At 32.0% G+C, this 14,912-nt stretch carries 18 protein-coding genes; 11 read left to right on the plus strand and 7 right to left on the minus strand.

The genetic code is table 11. The features are described 5' to 3' along the window. Positions 1-3: 3 nt before the first annotated feature. The gene (locus JOD96_RS10990) at positions 4-1,533 is read right to left on the minus strand and encodes a SulP family inorganic anion transporter (RefSeq protein WP_209564308.1); all 1,530 of its coding nucleotides are present in this window, start codon (positions 1,531-1,533) and stop codon (positions 4-6) included. A gap of 230 nt (positions 1,534-1,763) precedes the next feature. Further along, entirely contained in the window at positions 1,764-1,976 is a 213-nt protein-coding gene (locus JOD96_RS10995) for a hypothetical protein (protein WP_209564309.1), read from the minus strand. Positions 1,977-2,161: 185 nt separating this feature from the next. On the opposite strand from JOD96_RS10995, the gene JOD96_RS11000 reads away from it, so the two are divergent. The 4 genes from JOD96_RS11000 to JOD96_RS11015 all read left to right on the plus strand — a co-directional run bounded on the left by JOD96_RS11000 (position 2,162) and on the right by JOD96_RS11015 (position 5,915). Beyond that, on the plus strand, positions 2,162-3,157 hold the full coding sequence (locus tag JOD96_RS11000) for a sensor histidine kinase (protein WP_209564310.1): 996 nt from the start codon (positions 2,162-2,164) through the stop codon (positions 3,155-3,157). After that, entirely contained in the window at positions 3,133-3,843 is a 711-nt protein-coding gene (locus JOD96_RS11005) for a LytR/AlgR family response regulator transcription factor (RefSeq protein WP_209564311.1), read from the plus strand. Before JOD96_RS11000 ends, JOD96_RS11005 begins: the two co-directional genes overlap by 25 nt. Before the next feature lie 235 nt (positions 3,844-4,078). Beyond that, positions 4,079-4,600, plus strand: coding sequence for a hypothetical protein (locus JOD96_RS11010; protein WP_209564312.1), 522 nt, complete (start codon positions 4,079-4,081; stop codon positions 4,598-4,600). Then, the gene (locus tag JOD96_RS11015; protein WP_209564313.1) at positions 4,587-5,915 is read left to right on the plus strand and encodes a nucleotide-binding domain-containing protein; all 1,329 of its coding nucleotides are present in this window, start codon (positions 4,587-4,589) and stop codon (positions 5,913-5,915) included. Before JOD96_RS11010 ends, JOD96_RS11015 begins: the two co-directional genes overlap by 14 nt. A 149-nt stretch (positions 5,916-6,064) precedes the next feature. On the opposite strand, the gene JOD96_RS11020 is transcribed toward JOD96_RS11015, so the two are convergent. After that, on the minus strand, positions 6,065-6,349 hold the full coding sequence (locus JOD96_RS11020; RefSeq protein WP_209564314.1) for a hypothetical protein: 285 nt from the start codon (positions 6,347-6,349) through the stop codon (positions 6,065-6,067). A gap of 281 nt (positions 6,350-6,630) precedes the next feature. Beyond that, the gene (locus JOD96_RS11025; RefSeq protein WP_209564315.1) at positions 6,631-7,047 is read right to left on the minus strand and encodes a DoxX family membrane protein; all 417 of its coding nucleotides are present in this window, start codon (positions 7,045-7,047) and stop codon (positions 6,631-6,633) included. A 305-nt stretch (positions 7,048-7,352) separates the two neighbouring features. Between JOD96_RS11025 and JOD96_RS11030 the strand changes: the two genes are divergently transcribed. From JOD96_RS11030 to JOD96_RS11045, 4 genes are all read left to right on the plus strand, one after another. After that, positions 7,353-7,760 carry a hypothetical protein gene (locus JOD96_RS11030; protein WP_209564316.1) on the plus strand — a complete coding sequence of 136 codons (408 nt, stop codon included), beginning with the start codon at positions 7,353-7,355 and terminating at the stop codon, positions 7,758-7,760. A 34-nt stretch (positions 7,761-7,794) separates the two neighbouring features. Further along, positions 7,795-9,051, plus strand: a complete 1,257-nt coding sequence (locus tag JOD96_RS11035) for a hypothetical protein (RefSeq protein WP_209564317.1) — start codon at positions 7,795-7,797, stop codon at positions 9,049-9,051. 91 nt (positions 9,052-9,142) lie between these two features. Beyond that, positions 9,143-9,508 (plus strand): hypothetical protein, encoded by a 366-nt coding sequence (locus tag JOD96_RS11040; protein WP_209564318.1) that lies wholly within the window; start codon positions 9,143-9,145, stop codon positions 9,506-9,508. A gap of 8 nt (positions 9,509-9,516) precedes the next feature. Further along, positions 9,517-10,056, plus strand: a complete 540-nt coding sequence (locus JOD96_RS11045) for a hypothetical protein (RefSeq protein WP_209564319.1) — start codon at positions 9,517-9,519, stop codon at positions 10,054-10,056. Between the two features lie 233 nt (positions 10,057-10,289). Here the strand turns inward: JOD96_RS11045 and JOD96_RS11050 are convergent, their stop codons facing one another. Then, positions 10,290-10,745 (minus strand): suppressor of fused domain protein, encoded by a 456-nt coding sequence (locus JOD96_RS11050; protein WP_209564320.1) that lies wholly within the window; start codon positions 10,743-10,745, stop codon positions 10,290-10,292. Further along, positions 10,742-10,960: a hypothetical protein gene (locus tag JOD96_RS11055; protein WP_209564321.1), complete on the minus strand. Its 219-nt coding sequence runs from the start codon at positions 10,958-10,960 to the stop codon at positions 10,742-10,744. Before JOD96_RS11055 ends, JOD96_RS11050 begins: the two co-directional genes overlap by 4 nt. A gap of 334 nt (positions 10,961-11,294) precedes the next feature. On the opposite strand from JOD96_RS11055, the gene JOD96_RS11060 reads away from it, so the two are divergent. Together JOD96_RS11060 and JOD96_RS11065 are read left to right on the plus strand one after the other, a co-directional pair. Then, entirely contained in the window at positions 11,295-11,930 is a 636-nt protein-coding gene (locus JOD96_RS11060) for a hypothetical protein (protein ID WP_209564322.1), read from the plus strand. A 105-nt stretch (positions 11,931-12,035) separates the two neighbouring features. Then, complete coding sequence (locus tag JOD96_RS11065; RefSeq protein ID WP_209564323.1) at positions 12,036-13,265, plus strand: TMEM143 family protein; 1,230 nt, start codon at positions 12,036-12,038, stop codon at positions 13,263-13,265. Positions 13,266-13,315: 50 nt separating this feature from the next. Here JOD96_RS11065 and JOD96_RS11070 read toward each other — a convergent pair whose 3' ends face one another. Next, the gene (locus JOD96_RS11070) at positions 13,316-13,870 is read right to left on the minus strand and encodes a DUF4494 domain-containing protein (RefSeq protein WP_209564324.1); all 555 of its coding nucleotides are present in this window, start codon (positions 13,868-13,870) and stop codon (positions 13,316-13,318) included. Positions 13,871-14,129: 259 nt separating this feature from the next. Between JOD96_RS11070 and JOD96_RS11075 the strand changes: the two genes are divergently transcribed. Next, on the plus strand, positions 14,130-14,831 hold the full coding sequence (locus JOD96_RS11075; RefSeq protein WP_209564325.1) for a hypothetical protein: 702 nt from the start codon (positions 14,130-14,132) through the stop codon (positions 14,829-14,831). The last annotated feature ends 81 nt before the right edge of the window (positions 14,832-14,912 follow it).

Genomic DNA, 14,912 nt, shown 5'->3' on the forward strand with positions numbered 1-14,912 from the left:
TTGTTAACTCAAAACTTTGTAAGTCGGGTCTTCAATTACATTTACATTAATAACAGCATCGGCGTTTTTAAGTAAAGTTCTGCAATCAGGACTCAAGTGTTTTAGTTCGATTACTTTATTGAGCTGATTGTATTTTTTGGTCAGATTGTTCAATGCTTCAATAGCAGACATATCGGCGACGCGGCTTTGTTTAAAATCAATAATAACGTGATTCGGATCATTCTGCACATCAAATTCTTCCATAAATGCAGTTACCGATCCAAAAAACAATGGTCCGTAAATTTGATAATGCTTTACTCCTTCTTCATCGACAAAATGTTTCGAACGAATTCTTTTTGCACTTTCCCAGGCAAAAACCAGTGCCGAAATTATAACACCAATCAAAACTGCCAATGCCAGATTATGCAGTAGGATTGTGATAACAGCAACCAAAATCCCGACAAAAATATCGTGTCGTGGCATTTTATTTATCACTTTGAAACTTGCCCATTCAAAAGTTGTAATCGCTACCATCATCATTACACCAACCAAAGCTGCCATAGGCAATTTGCCAATTACAGGCGCACCAAAAAGTATGATTGCCAAAATAGTTAATGAAGCAATAATTCCCGAAAGCCTGGCTCGCGACCCTGCACCAAGATTAACCAAAGTCTGTGCAATCATAGGACAGCCGCCCATTCCGAAAAAGAAACCATTTAGAATATTTGAACTTCCCTGCGCAATACATTCGCGATTGCTGTTTCCGCGTGTTCCGGTAATTTCGTCAACAAGATTCAGCGTAAGCAAACCTTCTGTCAGACCAACCGCGGCAACAATCACAGAATAGGGAAATATAACTTTTAAAGTCTCAAAAGAAATTGGAATATCAGGCACGTGAAACGGAGGAAACCCGCCTTGCACAGAAGCAATATCCTGAACGGTTTTTGTTTCTATATTAAATAAAAGTACGATAGCAAAAACAACAATAATAGCTACTAATGATGCCGGAACTGCTTTTGTAATTTTAGGAAAAAGCAAAACAATTCCAATTGTCAACGCCACCAAACCCAGCATAATATATAATGGAGTTCCCTGCAGCCAGGAAACCTGTCCATTTACAACCGTTTTAAATTGTTCCAGCTGCGACATAAAAATGACAACTGCCAGTCCGTTTACAAAACCAAACATAACGGGTTGTGGTACCAGCCGGATAAATTTTCCGAGTTTAAAAAGCCCTATACAGATTTGTACAATTCCGCCAAGAGCGACGGCAGCAAAGACATATTCTATTCCGTGCGATTTCATCAGGGCAATCAAAACAATCACGGTTGCTCCTGCTCCACCGGAAATCATTCCGGGCCTGCCTCCAAATATTGCGGTAACCAATCCTGCGATAAAAGCCGCATATAAACCAACCAAAGGAGGAAATCCGGCCAAAATTGCAAATGATAATGATTCCGGGATCATAGTCATGGCGACGGTGAAACCAGCTAAAATTTCATTTTTATAATTGACTTTTTGAGTAAAATCGAAGAGTTGGAAAGCTTTTTTCATAGGGCACAAATGTAGAAAATAATGCCTTGAGAAGAAATCTTTAAACCTAAAAACTATAATTTATAGAAACCTGAACTAGTTTAACTAAAATGCTTTAAAAGCAAAACAAAAACAGAAAGAATAAAACTTATCATGAGCCCTTTATTTTTTAATAAAAATCTAAATGCAAAATTCCTCCAAAAAAAGCAGATACAGCTACGTATTTATACCTGTTTTGCAAAGAAAAAACGTTAGTCTAAGCGGACACAAGTATAGCCAAGACAATTTACATAATCTATAATATTATCACATTGGAGCTCTGCTCCTTCTACACGCAGGATTTTATCACAGTCTTCTAAATCAAAGTTGACGCGGTAAGTTGGAAACGCTCTTTTTATTACAGCAATAATATAATTGGTTTCTGTTACTTTCTGAACATTTGTTTTAAAAATCTCAACAATCATAATTCTTAATTTTAAATTATAAAAACCTAAATTCTATTTTGACAAACCGACATCAAAAGTAAATCAGAGATCTTTATTATAATAGTGTTTTTATTCAAATGGCGTATGATTTATACGAATGGCGTTTGTATAAATTTCTTATCACAAATAGCTATAAGCTATAATATTAGATTATTTTTGCCGCTATGACGATTGCTAAAATTTACCAGAATTTTTTTCTACGAAACCTCATCGTAAATACCCTTGTTTACTTAGTCATTCTGGCTTGTGTGTACGACGAAATAAGTCTTGACGGGCATGACTGGGCCTATATTACGAGCAAAGTTGCCGTTGGATATTTTCCGTGTATTATCTGGATTACCTTTTTTAATATTTTTATAATTAAGCCTTTTCTGTTTCGCAAGAAACTAAAAATGTTTTTTACGTTACTTATACTATACTGGACTGGTTTCTATTTTTTTATGAACTGGTTTTTTCCAAATGTGGGATTAGGAAACCTAAAGACTTTGCAAATTGTATCGCTTATCATCAACGGAACGTTTTTCTACTTCATCCATATTATGATTACGAAAAAGATTATGCAGACCAACAAGGATATCATGAATTTTAAATCTGAACTTTCGTTTTTGAAACAACAGCTTAATCCGCATTTTTTATTGAATGCCATGAATAATTTGTACGGAGAATCTTTATCTGAACCGGATAAACTGCCAAACCGAATCCTGAATCTTTCTGACTTGCTGCGTTATCAGATTGAAGCAACCAAAAAAGATTTTGTTTTTGTAAATGAAGAGATCAATTTCATCAAAAAATATATAGACTATTATACGTTTAGAAACGAACGGCTGGTTTTTACCCAAAACTGCCAGGGTTCGTTTGACAACTTTGAGATTCCGCCTTTGTTCTTTTTGCCATTGGTAGAAAATGCGGTTAAATTCTCTGCCGAAAAACCGGAACCTTTTATCCATCTGGATTTGAAATTAAATTGCCGAAATTTGACTTTTACCCTAAAGAATAATTATCTCGTTTCGGGTTCAAGGCTTTCGGGTACGGGAATCGGAATCGAAAACCTTAAAAGACGTTTGGAAGTTTACGGTTTGAGACATGATTTGAGCTGTAAGAAAGAAAAAGATACTTTTGTCGTAAAATTAAGTATATGGAATTTACCTACCGTTGTCTGATTATTGATGATGAATCGCCGGCACATAAGGCGCTTGCATCACATATCGCAAAATTTGATGATCTGGAACATTCCGGAAGTGCTTTCAGCGGAATGGAAGCGCTTAAAATGCTGAATGAAAACAAATACGATATTATTTTCCTTGACATTAATATGCCCGTAATTTCGGGTGTCGAATTAATGGAGTCGCAGCCCAACCGCCCGCTTACGATTGTCACTACGGCGTATTCTGATTTTGCCCTTTCGGCATATCAAAATGATGCTATTGACTATTTGCTGAAACCAATTTCGTTCGAAAAATTCTCTAAAGCCATCGAAAAGGCTAAAATTTATTTCTCCGGAAACAACATAAAAAAGGAAAACACTTCTAACGGAAAAGTGCTTTCGCACCGCGTAAACGGTCAAATGACAGATATTCTTTTGAGCGATATTATCTACATCGAAAGTCTGGGCAACTACATGAAACTCTACAGTTCCAGACACAATCTCCCGATGATTATTTATGGTTCTCTGGCTAGCATCTCAGCAGAAATTGACTGTACTGATTTCCTACAAGTGCATCGTTCTTATATTGTAAATGTGAGTAAAATTACTTCTGTAACTTTTAAAAGTTTGACGATGTGTAATAATGAGATTATTCCCGTCGGACGGAAATATCAGATTTTACTGAATAGTTTTTTTAAGTAGAAATTATATAATAATCCTAAAGCTCAACATCTATTGGTTGGGCTTTTTTGTTTTTAATTATTTTAATTAAAACGGGTATTTATACTTGTTGGTTGGTTTTTATTTATTGTTATAATTGTCTGAAAATATTTTAATTAATTATGGTTTCCCGTAATATTAAAAAGATAAAACACTAATATTTGTTTTTTTAATTAAATAAAATAATTTCTTCAATTAGTTTAGACAATTAACATTTATGGACAAAATAATAGCTTTTTTTGATCATCCTTTTTTTATAATAGTAGGTGGTTTTAGTACTCTAATAGCAATCTTAACATTCGTGTATAGTTCTTATATCATATTCATAGGAATTATTCCTGTTTGGGTCAGACTTGGAAAAGGTTTGTCAAATAAAAAAATTGCTGTTTACGCAGAACAAGAATTTGATAATCTAAAAGATTTACTATTAGATTCTGGACTCTTCAAAGAAAAAAACATTGAACGAATATCAACTAGTGCAATGAAGAAAGGCGAGAGGCACACAATGATGTTGGTAAATTACATTGAATTCTCTAATAAAATACCTGAAATTTTAAAATATAAGAAAGACAGCGATTCCCTTATTATATATGCTCCACAAAAAGATGGCCGAATTGACCAACAAATTATGGATCAAATAAATGAAAATAGAAATTCAATAGTAGTTAATTTTCGTGGAAGATTATTAAATGACATTATTACCTCAATGATAACAACTAGTAGCTATGAAAAAAGATAAAATAAGTTCGTTACTTAGATATTACGTAAGAGAAAACCTATCTCCTGCTATTGATGATATTCAATTCGTTTCTAAAATCTATCAATCTTTTAATGATCTATTAGGAATAAACAATTGTATTCAGATTGGTTCATACCCAAGATATACTGCCATACGCCCACTCCATGATTTAGATATTCTCTATATTTTGGGTGATTGGCAATCGAATGATATCGAGCCAATTGGCGATTTAAATATTTTAGCAACTAAATTTAGACAACAATATAAAAATCCTACAAATTACAAAATTGAAATAATTGTACAAACTCATTCAATTTCATTTAGATATCTAGATAATAATGTAGAAATATTTGCAGTTGATTTAGTTCCTGCTTTAAAAAAAGGTCAAAATGAATTTGGAAAAAACATGTTTTATGTACCAGAAATAATTAAGCAAAATCGCGGTCAAAAAAGACAAGAATATTATCAAACTAAACAGCTAAATAATTCTAAAATACTTTGGATAAAAACTGACCCAATAGGTTATATAGAAGTTGCAGCGACATTAAATCAAAGAAATGAAGATTTTAGAAAAAGTGTAAAATTTATAAAAGGATGGAAACATAAATGTAAGGAAAAAAATAATGAATTTAAATTGAAATCTTTCCATTTAGAGCAACTAATTACAAAAGATTTTATTCTTGATATTAACCAAGATATCTTTCAAAGTGTATTTATTTTTTTCACATCACTTAAAAAAAATATTGAAAAACCAAATATTTTAGATCGTGCAGATTCTACTAAATATATAGATCAATATTTATTAGAACTAACAGAAAATCAAAGAGATTTAATAAATGAAGCAATAGATGGTATTCTGATTGCATTTGAAGATATCGATTTAAATCCAAATATTGAAACGATAGTTTCTTCTGGTTTTTACAAAAGAAAAAGTGATTCTGAGGCCTATCTTTTTGATCAAATAATACCAATATTAATTGATGACTCTTTAAATTTAAGCATAGACGGATTTGTTGAGAAATTTGATGGTTTCCGAAAGTTTACTGCACCTTTAAAACTTGCAAATGGTATTGTAGATAATAAGAATAGCATTCAGTTTAAGGTTGTACAGAATACAACAAACGCTGACACCCTAAAGTGGAAAGTAAAAAATGATAATAACTCACTTCAGCCAAGAGGAGAAATAACAGATAACAGTACATATCGAAAAATTGAAACTACTGCTTATATTGGTAAACATTATGTTGATTGCTTTGCCGTAAAGAATAATAAATGTATTGCACGTGATCGAGTAAATGTTGTAGTCAAAAGTTAATATAAATTGTCAGAGTATAAATTCTCCAGCTACCGCAAGCGTTTTCTATCATTAAAGTTTAGATTTTGATTTTAGTGCCAACCACTATATTAGAAAAAAACAAAAAAGCTCCGCTAAAAACGGAGCTTTAATTCTTATAAATACAAACCCTAAACAGCTCTCACCATTGTCACTTTATCACAAGCTTTTTCAATTTGTTTATCTGTAAATGGAGATAAGGTTTTAACTAAATATCTGCTGGTTCTAAGACAGCTTAGCATTTTTTGCCTTAATTGGAGATTATTGCCATGTTCTGTATCGAGTAGCAACTCGAAGATTTCCTGTAAGTAAATTGGTTGTTCTTTAAACTCTCCTTCAAAGCAAATGTTTGAAACGAAATTTGCCACTGATGGCATTACATCGCGATGTGATGTTTTTTGATTTTCTCTTGTCATGTTCTGAAAATATTAAAACGCACGAAACCCTCATCTTCGGTTGTGACAAAACATTCTTTTAAGGAATGAGATTAGGGCTATCACTAGCTCCTGCAACGTGAACGAGGGCTTCGCTTATGAATACTTTAAAAAGTCTCAAGATATAATCCTTAAATGTTTTGTCAGTGCAAACTTACAAAATATAAAATTAATGCGATTTTAAAAATGATTATTTCTTGATGTTTTTTTCTTAGAAAGAATTAGAATGCAAAATTACTAATTATTAGCTCTTAAGCTCTATTTTATTTTCTTTTAAACAAAACCGCAAGCGCCCCAGTAGACCACAACGCCAGAAAAATCAAAACAGGCTGAAAAAACAATCTAAGCAAACGAGCCTGATCGGTGTCAAGTCCGAAGGCAGGAGTTCCGTTTATGTATTGTGCTATGTTTCCCGGAAAAACCAAGACATAAAATACAGCAAGTGCAATTCCGACTTGTGCTTTATATCTTGTTAGAAAAATCATCGCCAGACCTAATATAATTTCTACAACTCCAGAAAGTATCACAACCAAATCTTTACTAAGCGGAACCCAATTAGGAACCTGTGCCTGAAAGTCTTCGCGATCAAAAGTAAAATGACCAATAGCCGCTGATATCATGAATAATCCAAGTAATATTCTACCGAAATTTTGAAATTTTGAAGTGTTTGTATTTTCCATATTTTAAAATGCTTTTTTTTAATTGAAATTTTTAACCTTTACTCAAAATTACAGTATCTACCATAACATATTTTGCAAAGTTACTAAGAGTCATTATGTAATCTTCATATTGTCATTTGAAATATACAAGTTATTAAAACACATTTTTACATTTAACAAACTAATTCCCATGTTCTTATAGTAAAATACCGTAGAAATACTGATTGTTGTTCTTTCAATTATTAGTAATCTTGTAATAGAAATTCATCAAAAAAACAATAAAATCATCTGATCAAAATTTAATTAATAATTTAATCTTAGTATATATGGAAACCGAAAATTACTTTATTGGAAAAGATAAGAAGGAAATCTTTATAACGGTTACGGTTTCTACCCATGGTATTGCTGTAACTGAGATAAAATTGATTATTAATGAGAGTATATTTAATAAAGGTGCCTCAACAAACGGGTCGGGATTAATAAGTAAAACAAGTCTGGGGCTTGGTTCACAATTAGACGGTGGTACACTGAAAATTGAAACCGATATCGTACTTACCAAAATTCCTAAATCTGCCTGGGCAAGTTGTTTTGAAAATTTACAAATTCATTACTACTTAGAAGGTGGCGAACCGAATCAGAAAATTCCGTTTGAATTACTGCCTGCTGAAAAAAAGAAAAGCACTAGCGGAGAAACTATAATTGCAACCAAAAGGATCAATTTATTGAATAGATAAGAAATCATATTAAACAAGACAAACAGTAATTTATATGAAAAATCTTCTCATAATAATAGCAACACTTTGGAGTACATTCTCTCTTAAAGCGCAGAATATTGAACTAAAAGATTTAAAAAACCTTAATTCTCCAGGCTTTCAAATCCTTGATATCGCCCCAAGTACTATTGACAGACCATCAAATCCAAAAGCATTTGCTGCAAGCATAATGAGCCTGACAAACAATGGCACGGCTATTCCTAAAAATTTTGCATTAGAGGTAACTCCGTATTGGTATTTTAAACCTAAAAACGCTACTGTATTTCAATATTTAAATATAAAAGATGATGCAGGCAGATCAAACACCTTTACAGGTATATTTAATAAGATGAGTATTTCTTTGGCCTCTGTTTTTAATGATTCTACTTCGGGAAGCCTTATTAAAAACACAAACTACATCGCTTTTGGTTTAAAGACAAACCTGATTACTTACAGAAACGAAAAACAAAACCAAAAATTAAAAAATGCCCTTGCCAATTTTTCAAAAAGAGTAATTGACTTACGACCGAATCAAAAAAATGCTGATGCACTCGATATAGAATTAAACAGGATAGATAATAAAATTAGAGAGCTCTATACAAGATTAAAAAATGAAACTGATGATGCTGTAAAAGACAGTATTAACACAGAATATCAAAACGCAATTGCAAACCGAGCGCTCGTTCAAAAAAAGATAGATGATTTTGAAACTCAGGTTCCTGATTTATTAGAAGCAAACATTCAAAAAGATACTTTAATCCAAAGTTATTTAAAAGAGTTAGATGACCTTCCTTTAATTCAGGTTGATGTTGCATTTGCTTATTCAGAAGCATTTCCGGACAATGCAACAACAAACAAACGTTTTAACAGAAGCGGTTTATGGATGGCTGCTGCTCTGAATGCCTTTAGCGTTGATAAAGCAGAATTAAATGATAATCTGGCATTTATATTATGCACGCGATTTATAAGTGATAATGTATTACAAGAAGGTTCTCTGGATGTATTTGAGCGAGAAAATGCGTTTGATTTAGGTTTTAAATTAGAATATTCCATTAAAGATTTAGCTATTTCGTATGAGTATATAAAAAGGGATTATTCCGATACAAGCAATTTAAACAGTGAAAGAAAAGTTGGTTCAATACAGTATAAAATTAGTGACGGATTATATGTAACCGGCGCTTATGGAACTAATTTTGGAATTGATAAGAATCTCTTCACCTTATTTGGAATAAATTATGGCTTTGGGAAATCATTAGTTAAGCTCAAGAATTAGGCAAAAGTCAAGCATTAGAATTATATATGTAAAGTTACAATGTTTGCAAAGTTAGCAAATGACTAAAATCAATATCTAAATTAAAATGGAAATGAAAAAAATATTATTACTCAGTTTTTCTCTACTATTTATCTCTTGTATTTCTAAAAAAGAATATGCGGCATTAGAAAGCGATAATAAATCTCAAAAGGATGAAATAATAATATTGAAGACAAAAGTAGATAGTATTTCAAATCTGTTGCTACAGCTAAATAGTGATTCAGATAGAGATGGAATTATGGATAGATTTGATGAATGTCCCCAAATTGAAGGGACTATTGCAAATAGAGGATGCCCAGAATTAACATCAAGCCCTTTAATAGAATTTTGCTGTTCAAATCATACACCTGGTCATTGTGCTACTGAAATAGAAGAAATGATAAATTTGTGCTCTCATAATAGATGCATTTTTAAATAAAAAAATTTATGATAAAAAGTATAATAATAACAGTTGTATTTGTATTGGCACTTTATTTTGGGTCAGGAGGGTTTATAGTATTAGAGAATGAACAGAAATATGAAAAAGCTATAGCGCTTCAAAAAAAAGAGGTAGTATATAAGAGAATTACATTTTACAATAAGGAGGTTATGGAAGCTGCAAAACAACAAGATTTAATACAAAAATTCTACGCTTATTATGATCAGCTCCCATCTGTGTTGAATTTTATTATAACAGCTCTTTGTTTCGGCATAATCGGTTCTATTGGTAAAGTTGTGAATGATACTATCAAAAATGAAACAATATTAGCCGAAAAAACAAACCTCCTTTTAATACCGTGTCAAGGAGCGATAATTGGTTTAATTATTTTAGGTGTATCTTATACTATACCAGTATTATTGACAAGTGAAAATGTAACATTAAAACCTATTACAGTTGTTTTTTTATCTCTCTTTAGTGGAATTTTTTATGAGAATTTTTATCAGTGGTTTTTAAAAAATTTAAATGAAAACGTTTTTAAAGATTAATGAAGTAAAATATGCAATAAATTTATTTTTATACTTTTTTAAAAACAGGTATTTATACGTATAGCCAGAATAAAAATTAACATTAAAATTGCAGAGAATAATTTTAACCTTAATTTTTTAGTTATCCGCAAGGAATTGTAAATGAAAAACTTTTTTTGGAACAATTAGTGAGATTTAATCTTTTACCGGATTTAAATCTCACTTTTTATTTTAGGACGTATCTGATCTTGTAATTATTTCAGCAGATTCTTTCTCTCCAAATCCATCACCTCTTTTGTGTTTGCTTCAATTAACAAATCCAGAAATTTACCATAGCCATTTTCTATTTTATATTCTAATTCGTTTCTGTAAACCGGGAACAAACTATAGATATTTATTTTTCGGCCTTCGCTGTAGAATTCAGTAAAATCCTCGTCAAATGTTACGGATGGGAGTACCACGCAACCCGAAAATTCGGTTTCTTCTGCATACGGTTCTAAATCTGTTGTTGCCTGAAGACTATGCCCGACTGCAAGCCAGGATTCGTTATGATGCGGAACTCTTGCCGCTTCTTTTAACATCGAGATAATCCAGCTGTTTTTTTCCCTTCCCGTATAAACCTCTTCGAATTCTATGTCTTTGGGCACTAAAACCATAAGTTCACAAAAATGATAATCTTCAGGTTTTTCTATACTTTCGGGTACATTCATTTTAATAAACTCATTCCCGAAGTTATCAGTATATTAAAGTCATTATCAGCACAGTTTATCAAAAAGACATCTAAGTGAAAATCTAACGAAAGCATTTCATGAAAAACTGTAATCTCATCATCCTCAAAAAAACGATCCAAATGCTGTTCGAGGCTTTCAATATTTTCATAAAAATGCTCTTCCCCGTTAATGTCTTTAAGTATATCTCTGTCCATAACTTTTTTTAAATGGTAGTTATTTGATAAAAGGTTCTTGTAAAACTAACCAAATCTTTCAAAAAAATAACACTTTTTAGCTACTTATTACTGTATTGAACCGGCTAAAACATCTTTATCACTAAAAAACTTTAATAAGAAGCTAATGATAATGAATAATACATTCGCAAACATCAGTCATAAAGCAAAAGAAATGTACAAAAAAGTAATTTTCTGGAGGAAAAAAGTTAATTAAGGGTTAAAAATATCAATTATTAGTTGATTTTTATAGCTTTGCAAAATCCACATTTTTACCAAACCCAATAGGGAAAACAAATTATAATACCTAATGCCAATGCGAACTATTATTTCGACATTATTATTGCTAATATTTACCTGTTCAAATTCTTACGCACAATTAAGTTCTGATAAAATATTCGAAAGTTTTAAACAGGGAGAACGCACCAACTGCTCTTCTATAGCATTTATTAAAGCATCCCTAAACATTTACGGTTTAGATAATCTTTTTGTAACTGAGAAATTAACGGATAGTTTATATCAGATAACATTAAAGAACAATGCAAAGTTTAAATTAAATATTGATGAATTGAATAAAGCAAAATTTTCTGCCGGTTTTGTATACATCAAATTCAATGAAGACAGCGAAAAAATCAAGGATTATGCCATATTAACCTACGCGGTGATGGCCAAATACAAACAGATTATCGATAAGGAAAAAACTTTTGACAGGGCATTGGAGGATCTGGAAGATGGTGAGGTGTATACCCCAACTATTTATAAATATTTAGGATTCGAAAAAGGCAAACAGGTTCAGGAGTTAAAACGACTTTCAGGAAGCGAATATTGCGGAGTTGTAGCGTGGTCAAATGCGCATGCAGTCTTTGTATGTGAGGATTTTATGGATTATTATGGCAACAAAAAAAGTCTATGGCATAAATATCCGGGACGTTTTAGAATAATTAAGTCATAAGGAACTTAAATAATTAAACTTTAATACAAATACCACTCAAAAATCAAATTTCGGGTGGTATTTTTGCGTTATATAAATGCCACGAAATAAAGCCCCGAACTTATTATGACACGAGAAAATTATATTCCCTTTCATAAAGAATTCTTACTCGAACAACAAATTGCAGCTTTCTCAGAAGATAAAAAGAAGGTTGATGATTTTAAAAAGTTATTCGATATCATTGAACATTATTATCATTACGAGGCTTTTAACCTGAACCGAAACCTCAAAAAAAATTATGCTTTATTTGATCCTGACTTAAGCGAAAAAGAACGTGAAGCATTTATTGGCAAAAGTGATTTTTCTGTTTTTAAAGATACTTTGCTAACGGTTTTAAAACACGGCAATTATACCCGAATAGAAAAGGAAACCCTGGATAAGGCTTTTAAGCAATCTGACCTAATCGGTTTGAATCTTTCTATAGATTTTAATGCTTTTAAGGATTATGAACTCTACGTTCGTGGAAGTCATAAAGCAAAAGAAACCGTAAAAAAATATATTTTCTGGAAAAAACAAATTGAGGTCGAATACTACGATCGCGTTATGATCTACCTAAATTATAACGATGCCGACTACCTGAAAGAAAAAAAAGTTAAACTAGGAAAGATGCCTGTTGATCCGGGTTCTATTGGATTGAAAATATTTAAACGTGTTCCTAAGAATGATTTGGAAACGATTTTTCCTAATGCAATTCCCAGAATGTCAACCCGGGATAAATTATTCTTTTGGGTTCCGGGAATCGGTGGCGGAATTTCATTGTTGAGCACAACGGTAATTCCTGCTTTAATTGGCATGTACGCTGCGTATCAATCAGGAGAAGCAATTGATTTACTAAATAGTAAGGCTTCGCTGAATCAGGGTTTGATTGCTTTGGGAATTTTATGTGCGTATTTATTCCGTCAGTATAGCAACTTCATTAATAAAAAGATCAGGTACGGAAAAATGCTTTCTGACAGTCTCTATTTTAAAAATCTGGGAAACAACAGTGGTGCCTTTTATTCGCTTTTAAATTCATCTGAAGAAGAAGTGCTCAAAGAAACTATTCTGGCGTATGCTTTTCTGGACAGAAGCCCTGAACCGTTAACAGCCGAAGAACTTGATTTGCAAATTGAATCATGGTTTGAAACTACACTCAACACACAACTTGATTTTGATGTAAAAGAAGCTTTAGAAAAATTACAAAATATTGGTCTTGGTATTGAATCGAACGGAAAATGGAGCGTTATTGCGCTTGATAAAGCACTTGTAAGAATTGACGAATTATGGGACAATGTATTTGATTATAACCCGAAATAAAAAAAAGAGAACTAAATTGTTCTCTTTTTTGTTGTATAATTTTTGTAAAACTATTCGTTTTCTGCTTCTACAAGATCTTCTACAGATTCTCCCGTATCGCCTACTGCAACCAATTCAGGTTTTGAAGCTTTTAATGCATTGAATCTTTCCAGTTGCTCCAACTCTCCTTCTTCTCCGCTAAAGTATGGAAAAACATCCATAATTGGTGATTCTGAAATCGCCGGAATAGTATAATCTCCCATTGTGTTTTTCATCACAGTAATCGTATTATCGTAAGCCTCTTTTACATCATTGGCCTGAATAAGAAGATACATATTCGATTTTCTTTCTTTACCGCTTTCTTCATCATAAGCCATAAGTGAAACTTTTGACTTAAACCATCGATCGGCATTTTCAAACGGATGAATTTCGGCATAGTTTGCCACTTTTATATTCGTGATTTTAAATTCTTCACTTACATAAGCAGCCATTTCTTCATTGATTCTGCTTTCTGCTTCTGTATAGGATACAGCATCTACCAAATAAGGTTCTGTTGTAACTTTTTGACCGCCAAGTTCATCTGTTTTTCTATATTTTACTTTGCATTCGTACCAAATTGCGCTCATTTCTTTTATTTTTAAGGATGTCAAAGATAGATTTTAAAGGATATAAAAACAGAAAATTAAGAAAATAGATATTCACAATTTGAGTTAAATTTTAATTCCTGTTTTTTCTTTTGCAGTTTAATTTTCTTAATAGTTTATTAATCAAAATGCTATGCTAAATAGTAAACCAAACTCCAAAATAATTTCTAAATTTGTAAGGATGACCTTAAAAGACAGCATCAAAAGCCCCAAACCTATTTAAAAACTTAAAAACTATTACATGAAACTTACCAAATATCTCAGTGAACAAGGGTATGATTTAATCGAAGGCCCTGTACGAAATCATAAACCTTTGCAGCTTTGGCTAAAACAACCTCTAGACGAAGCACAGCTCTATTATGCAAGTATTGAACATGCTTTTAAAAGTGATATTGTCCTGACAGAAATTGAAAATCCAACCCTAAATGTAAACGGATCTCAAAAAGATGATTATGGATTTAATATTGGGATTACGCTTTTAGAAGAAATTCTGAGAACGCTTGGACTCGGTTCTCTCGAAATTACTTCTAAAATCAAATCGGGAAAAACAGTAACTATTAGTTATGAAAATTCAATTACCAAAGAATATGCTATCGGAAACATTGAAGAATATTTGTACAGCGCCGATTTTCTGCACCCAAATCCGTCACTTCTTAAAAATGCCAACCGCAATAATATTCTTCTAATCACAGGAACTGTATTTGCAAAAAATCTTGTGGTTGATATCGAAAATAATTTTGCCTTAGATGCTGCGTTGGTCGCCAGCCTAAATGATCTTGCAGATGGCAAACTGGATTTTACTATCAGTAACCAGAATACACTAAAAATGACATCGAATGTTGGCGTTTATTTTCCGATTGCAGTAAAAGCAAACCGTATAGATTTTGACCGAGGCCAATTTAAAAAATTAATACTGATAAGTGACGGCAATAATATATTTTAAATATACTGTTGAAATTATAATTTTTGGGACGCAAAAACAAAGTCAGGAAAAATTCTATAGCTTTGTTACATAACTAACTAA

Origin of the sequence: Flavobacterium sp. 1355 (genome assembly GCF_017833415.1) — a bacterium.
GTDB lineage: Bacteria > Bacteroidota > Bacteroidia > Flavobacteriales > Flavobacteriaceae > Flavobacterium.

Excerpts from the sequence above, each read along its gene's own strand:
- JOD96_RS11010 (WP_209564312.1), top strand. The coding sequence starts at position 4,079 with ATGGACAAAATAATAGCTTTTTTTGATCATCCTTTTTTTATAATAGTA.
- JOD96_RS11070 (WP_209564324.1), bottom strand. The coding sequence starts at position 13,870 with ATGAGCGCAATTTGGTACGAATGCAAAGTAAAATATAGAAAAACAGAT.
- JOD96_RS11015 (WP_209564313.1), top strand. The coding sequence starts at position 4,587 with ATGAAAAAAGATAAAATAAGTTCGTTACTTAGATATTACGTAAGAGAA.
- JOD96_RS11005 (WP_209564311.1), top strand. The coding sequence starts at position 3,133 with ATGGAATTTACCTACCGTTGTCTGATTATTGATGATGAATCGCCGGCA.
- JOD96_RS11035 (WP_209564317.1), top strand. The coding sequence starts at position 7,795 with ATGAAAAATCTTCTCATAATAATAGCAACACTTTGGAGTACATTCTCT.
- JOD96_RS11000 (WP_209564310.1), top strand. The coding sequence starts at position 2,162 with ATGACGATTGCTAAAATTTACCAGAATTTTTTTCTACGAAACCTCATC.
- JOD96_RS10995 (WP_209564309.1), bottom strand. The coding sequence starts at position 1,976 with ATGATTGTTGAGATTTTTAAAACAAATGTTCAGAAAGTAACAGAAACC.
- JOD96_RS11020 (WP_209564314.1), bottom strand. The coding sequence starts at position 6,349 with ATGACAAGAGAAAATCAAAAAACATCACATCGCGATGTAATGCCATCA.
- JOD96_RS11075 (WP_209564325.1), top strand. The coding sequence starts at position 14,130 with ATGAAACTTACCAAATATCTCAGTGAACAAGGGTATGATTTAATCGAA.
- JOD96_RS10990 (WP_209564308.1), bottom strand. The coding sequence starts at position 1,533 with ATGAAAAAAGCTTTCCAACTCTTCGATTTTACTCAAAAAGTCAATTAT.
- JOD96_RS11060 (WP_209564322.1), top strand. The coding sequence starts at position 11,295 with ATGCGAACTATTATTTCGACATTATTATTGCTAATATTTACCTGTTCA.
- JOD96_RS11050 (WP_209564320.1), bottom strand. The coding sequence starts at position 10,745 with ATGAATGTACCCGAAAGTATAGAAAAACCTGAAGATTATCATTTTTGT.
- JOD96_RS11065 (WP_209564323.1), top strand. The coding sequence starts at position 12,036 with ATGACACGAGAAAATTATATTCCCTTTCATAAAGAATTCTTACTCGAA.
- JOD96_RS11040 (WP_209564318.1), top strand. The coding sequence starts at position 9,143 with ATGAAAAAAATATTATTACTCAGTTTTTCTCTACTATTTATCTCTTGT.
- JOD96_RS11045 (WP_209564319.1), top strand. The coding sequence starts at position 9,517 with ATGATAAAAAGTATAATAATAACAGTTGTATTTGTATTGGCACTTTAT.
- JOD96_RS11025 (WP_209564315.1), bottom strand. The coding sequence starts at position 7,047 with ATGGAAAATACAAACACTTCAAAATTTCAAAATTTCGGTAGAATATTA.
- JOD96_RS11030 (WP_209564316.1), top strand. The coding sequence starts at position 7,353 with ATGGAAACCGAAAATTACTTTATTGGAAAAGATAAGAAGGAAATCTTT.
- JOD96_RS11055 (WP_209564321.1), bottom strand. The coding sequence starts at position 10,960 with ATGGACAGAGATATACTTAAAGACATTAACGGGGAAGAGCATTTTTAT.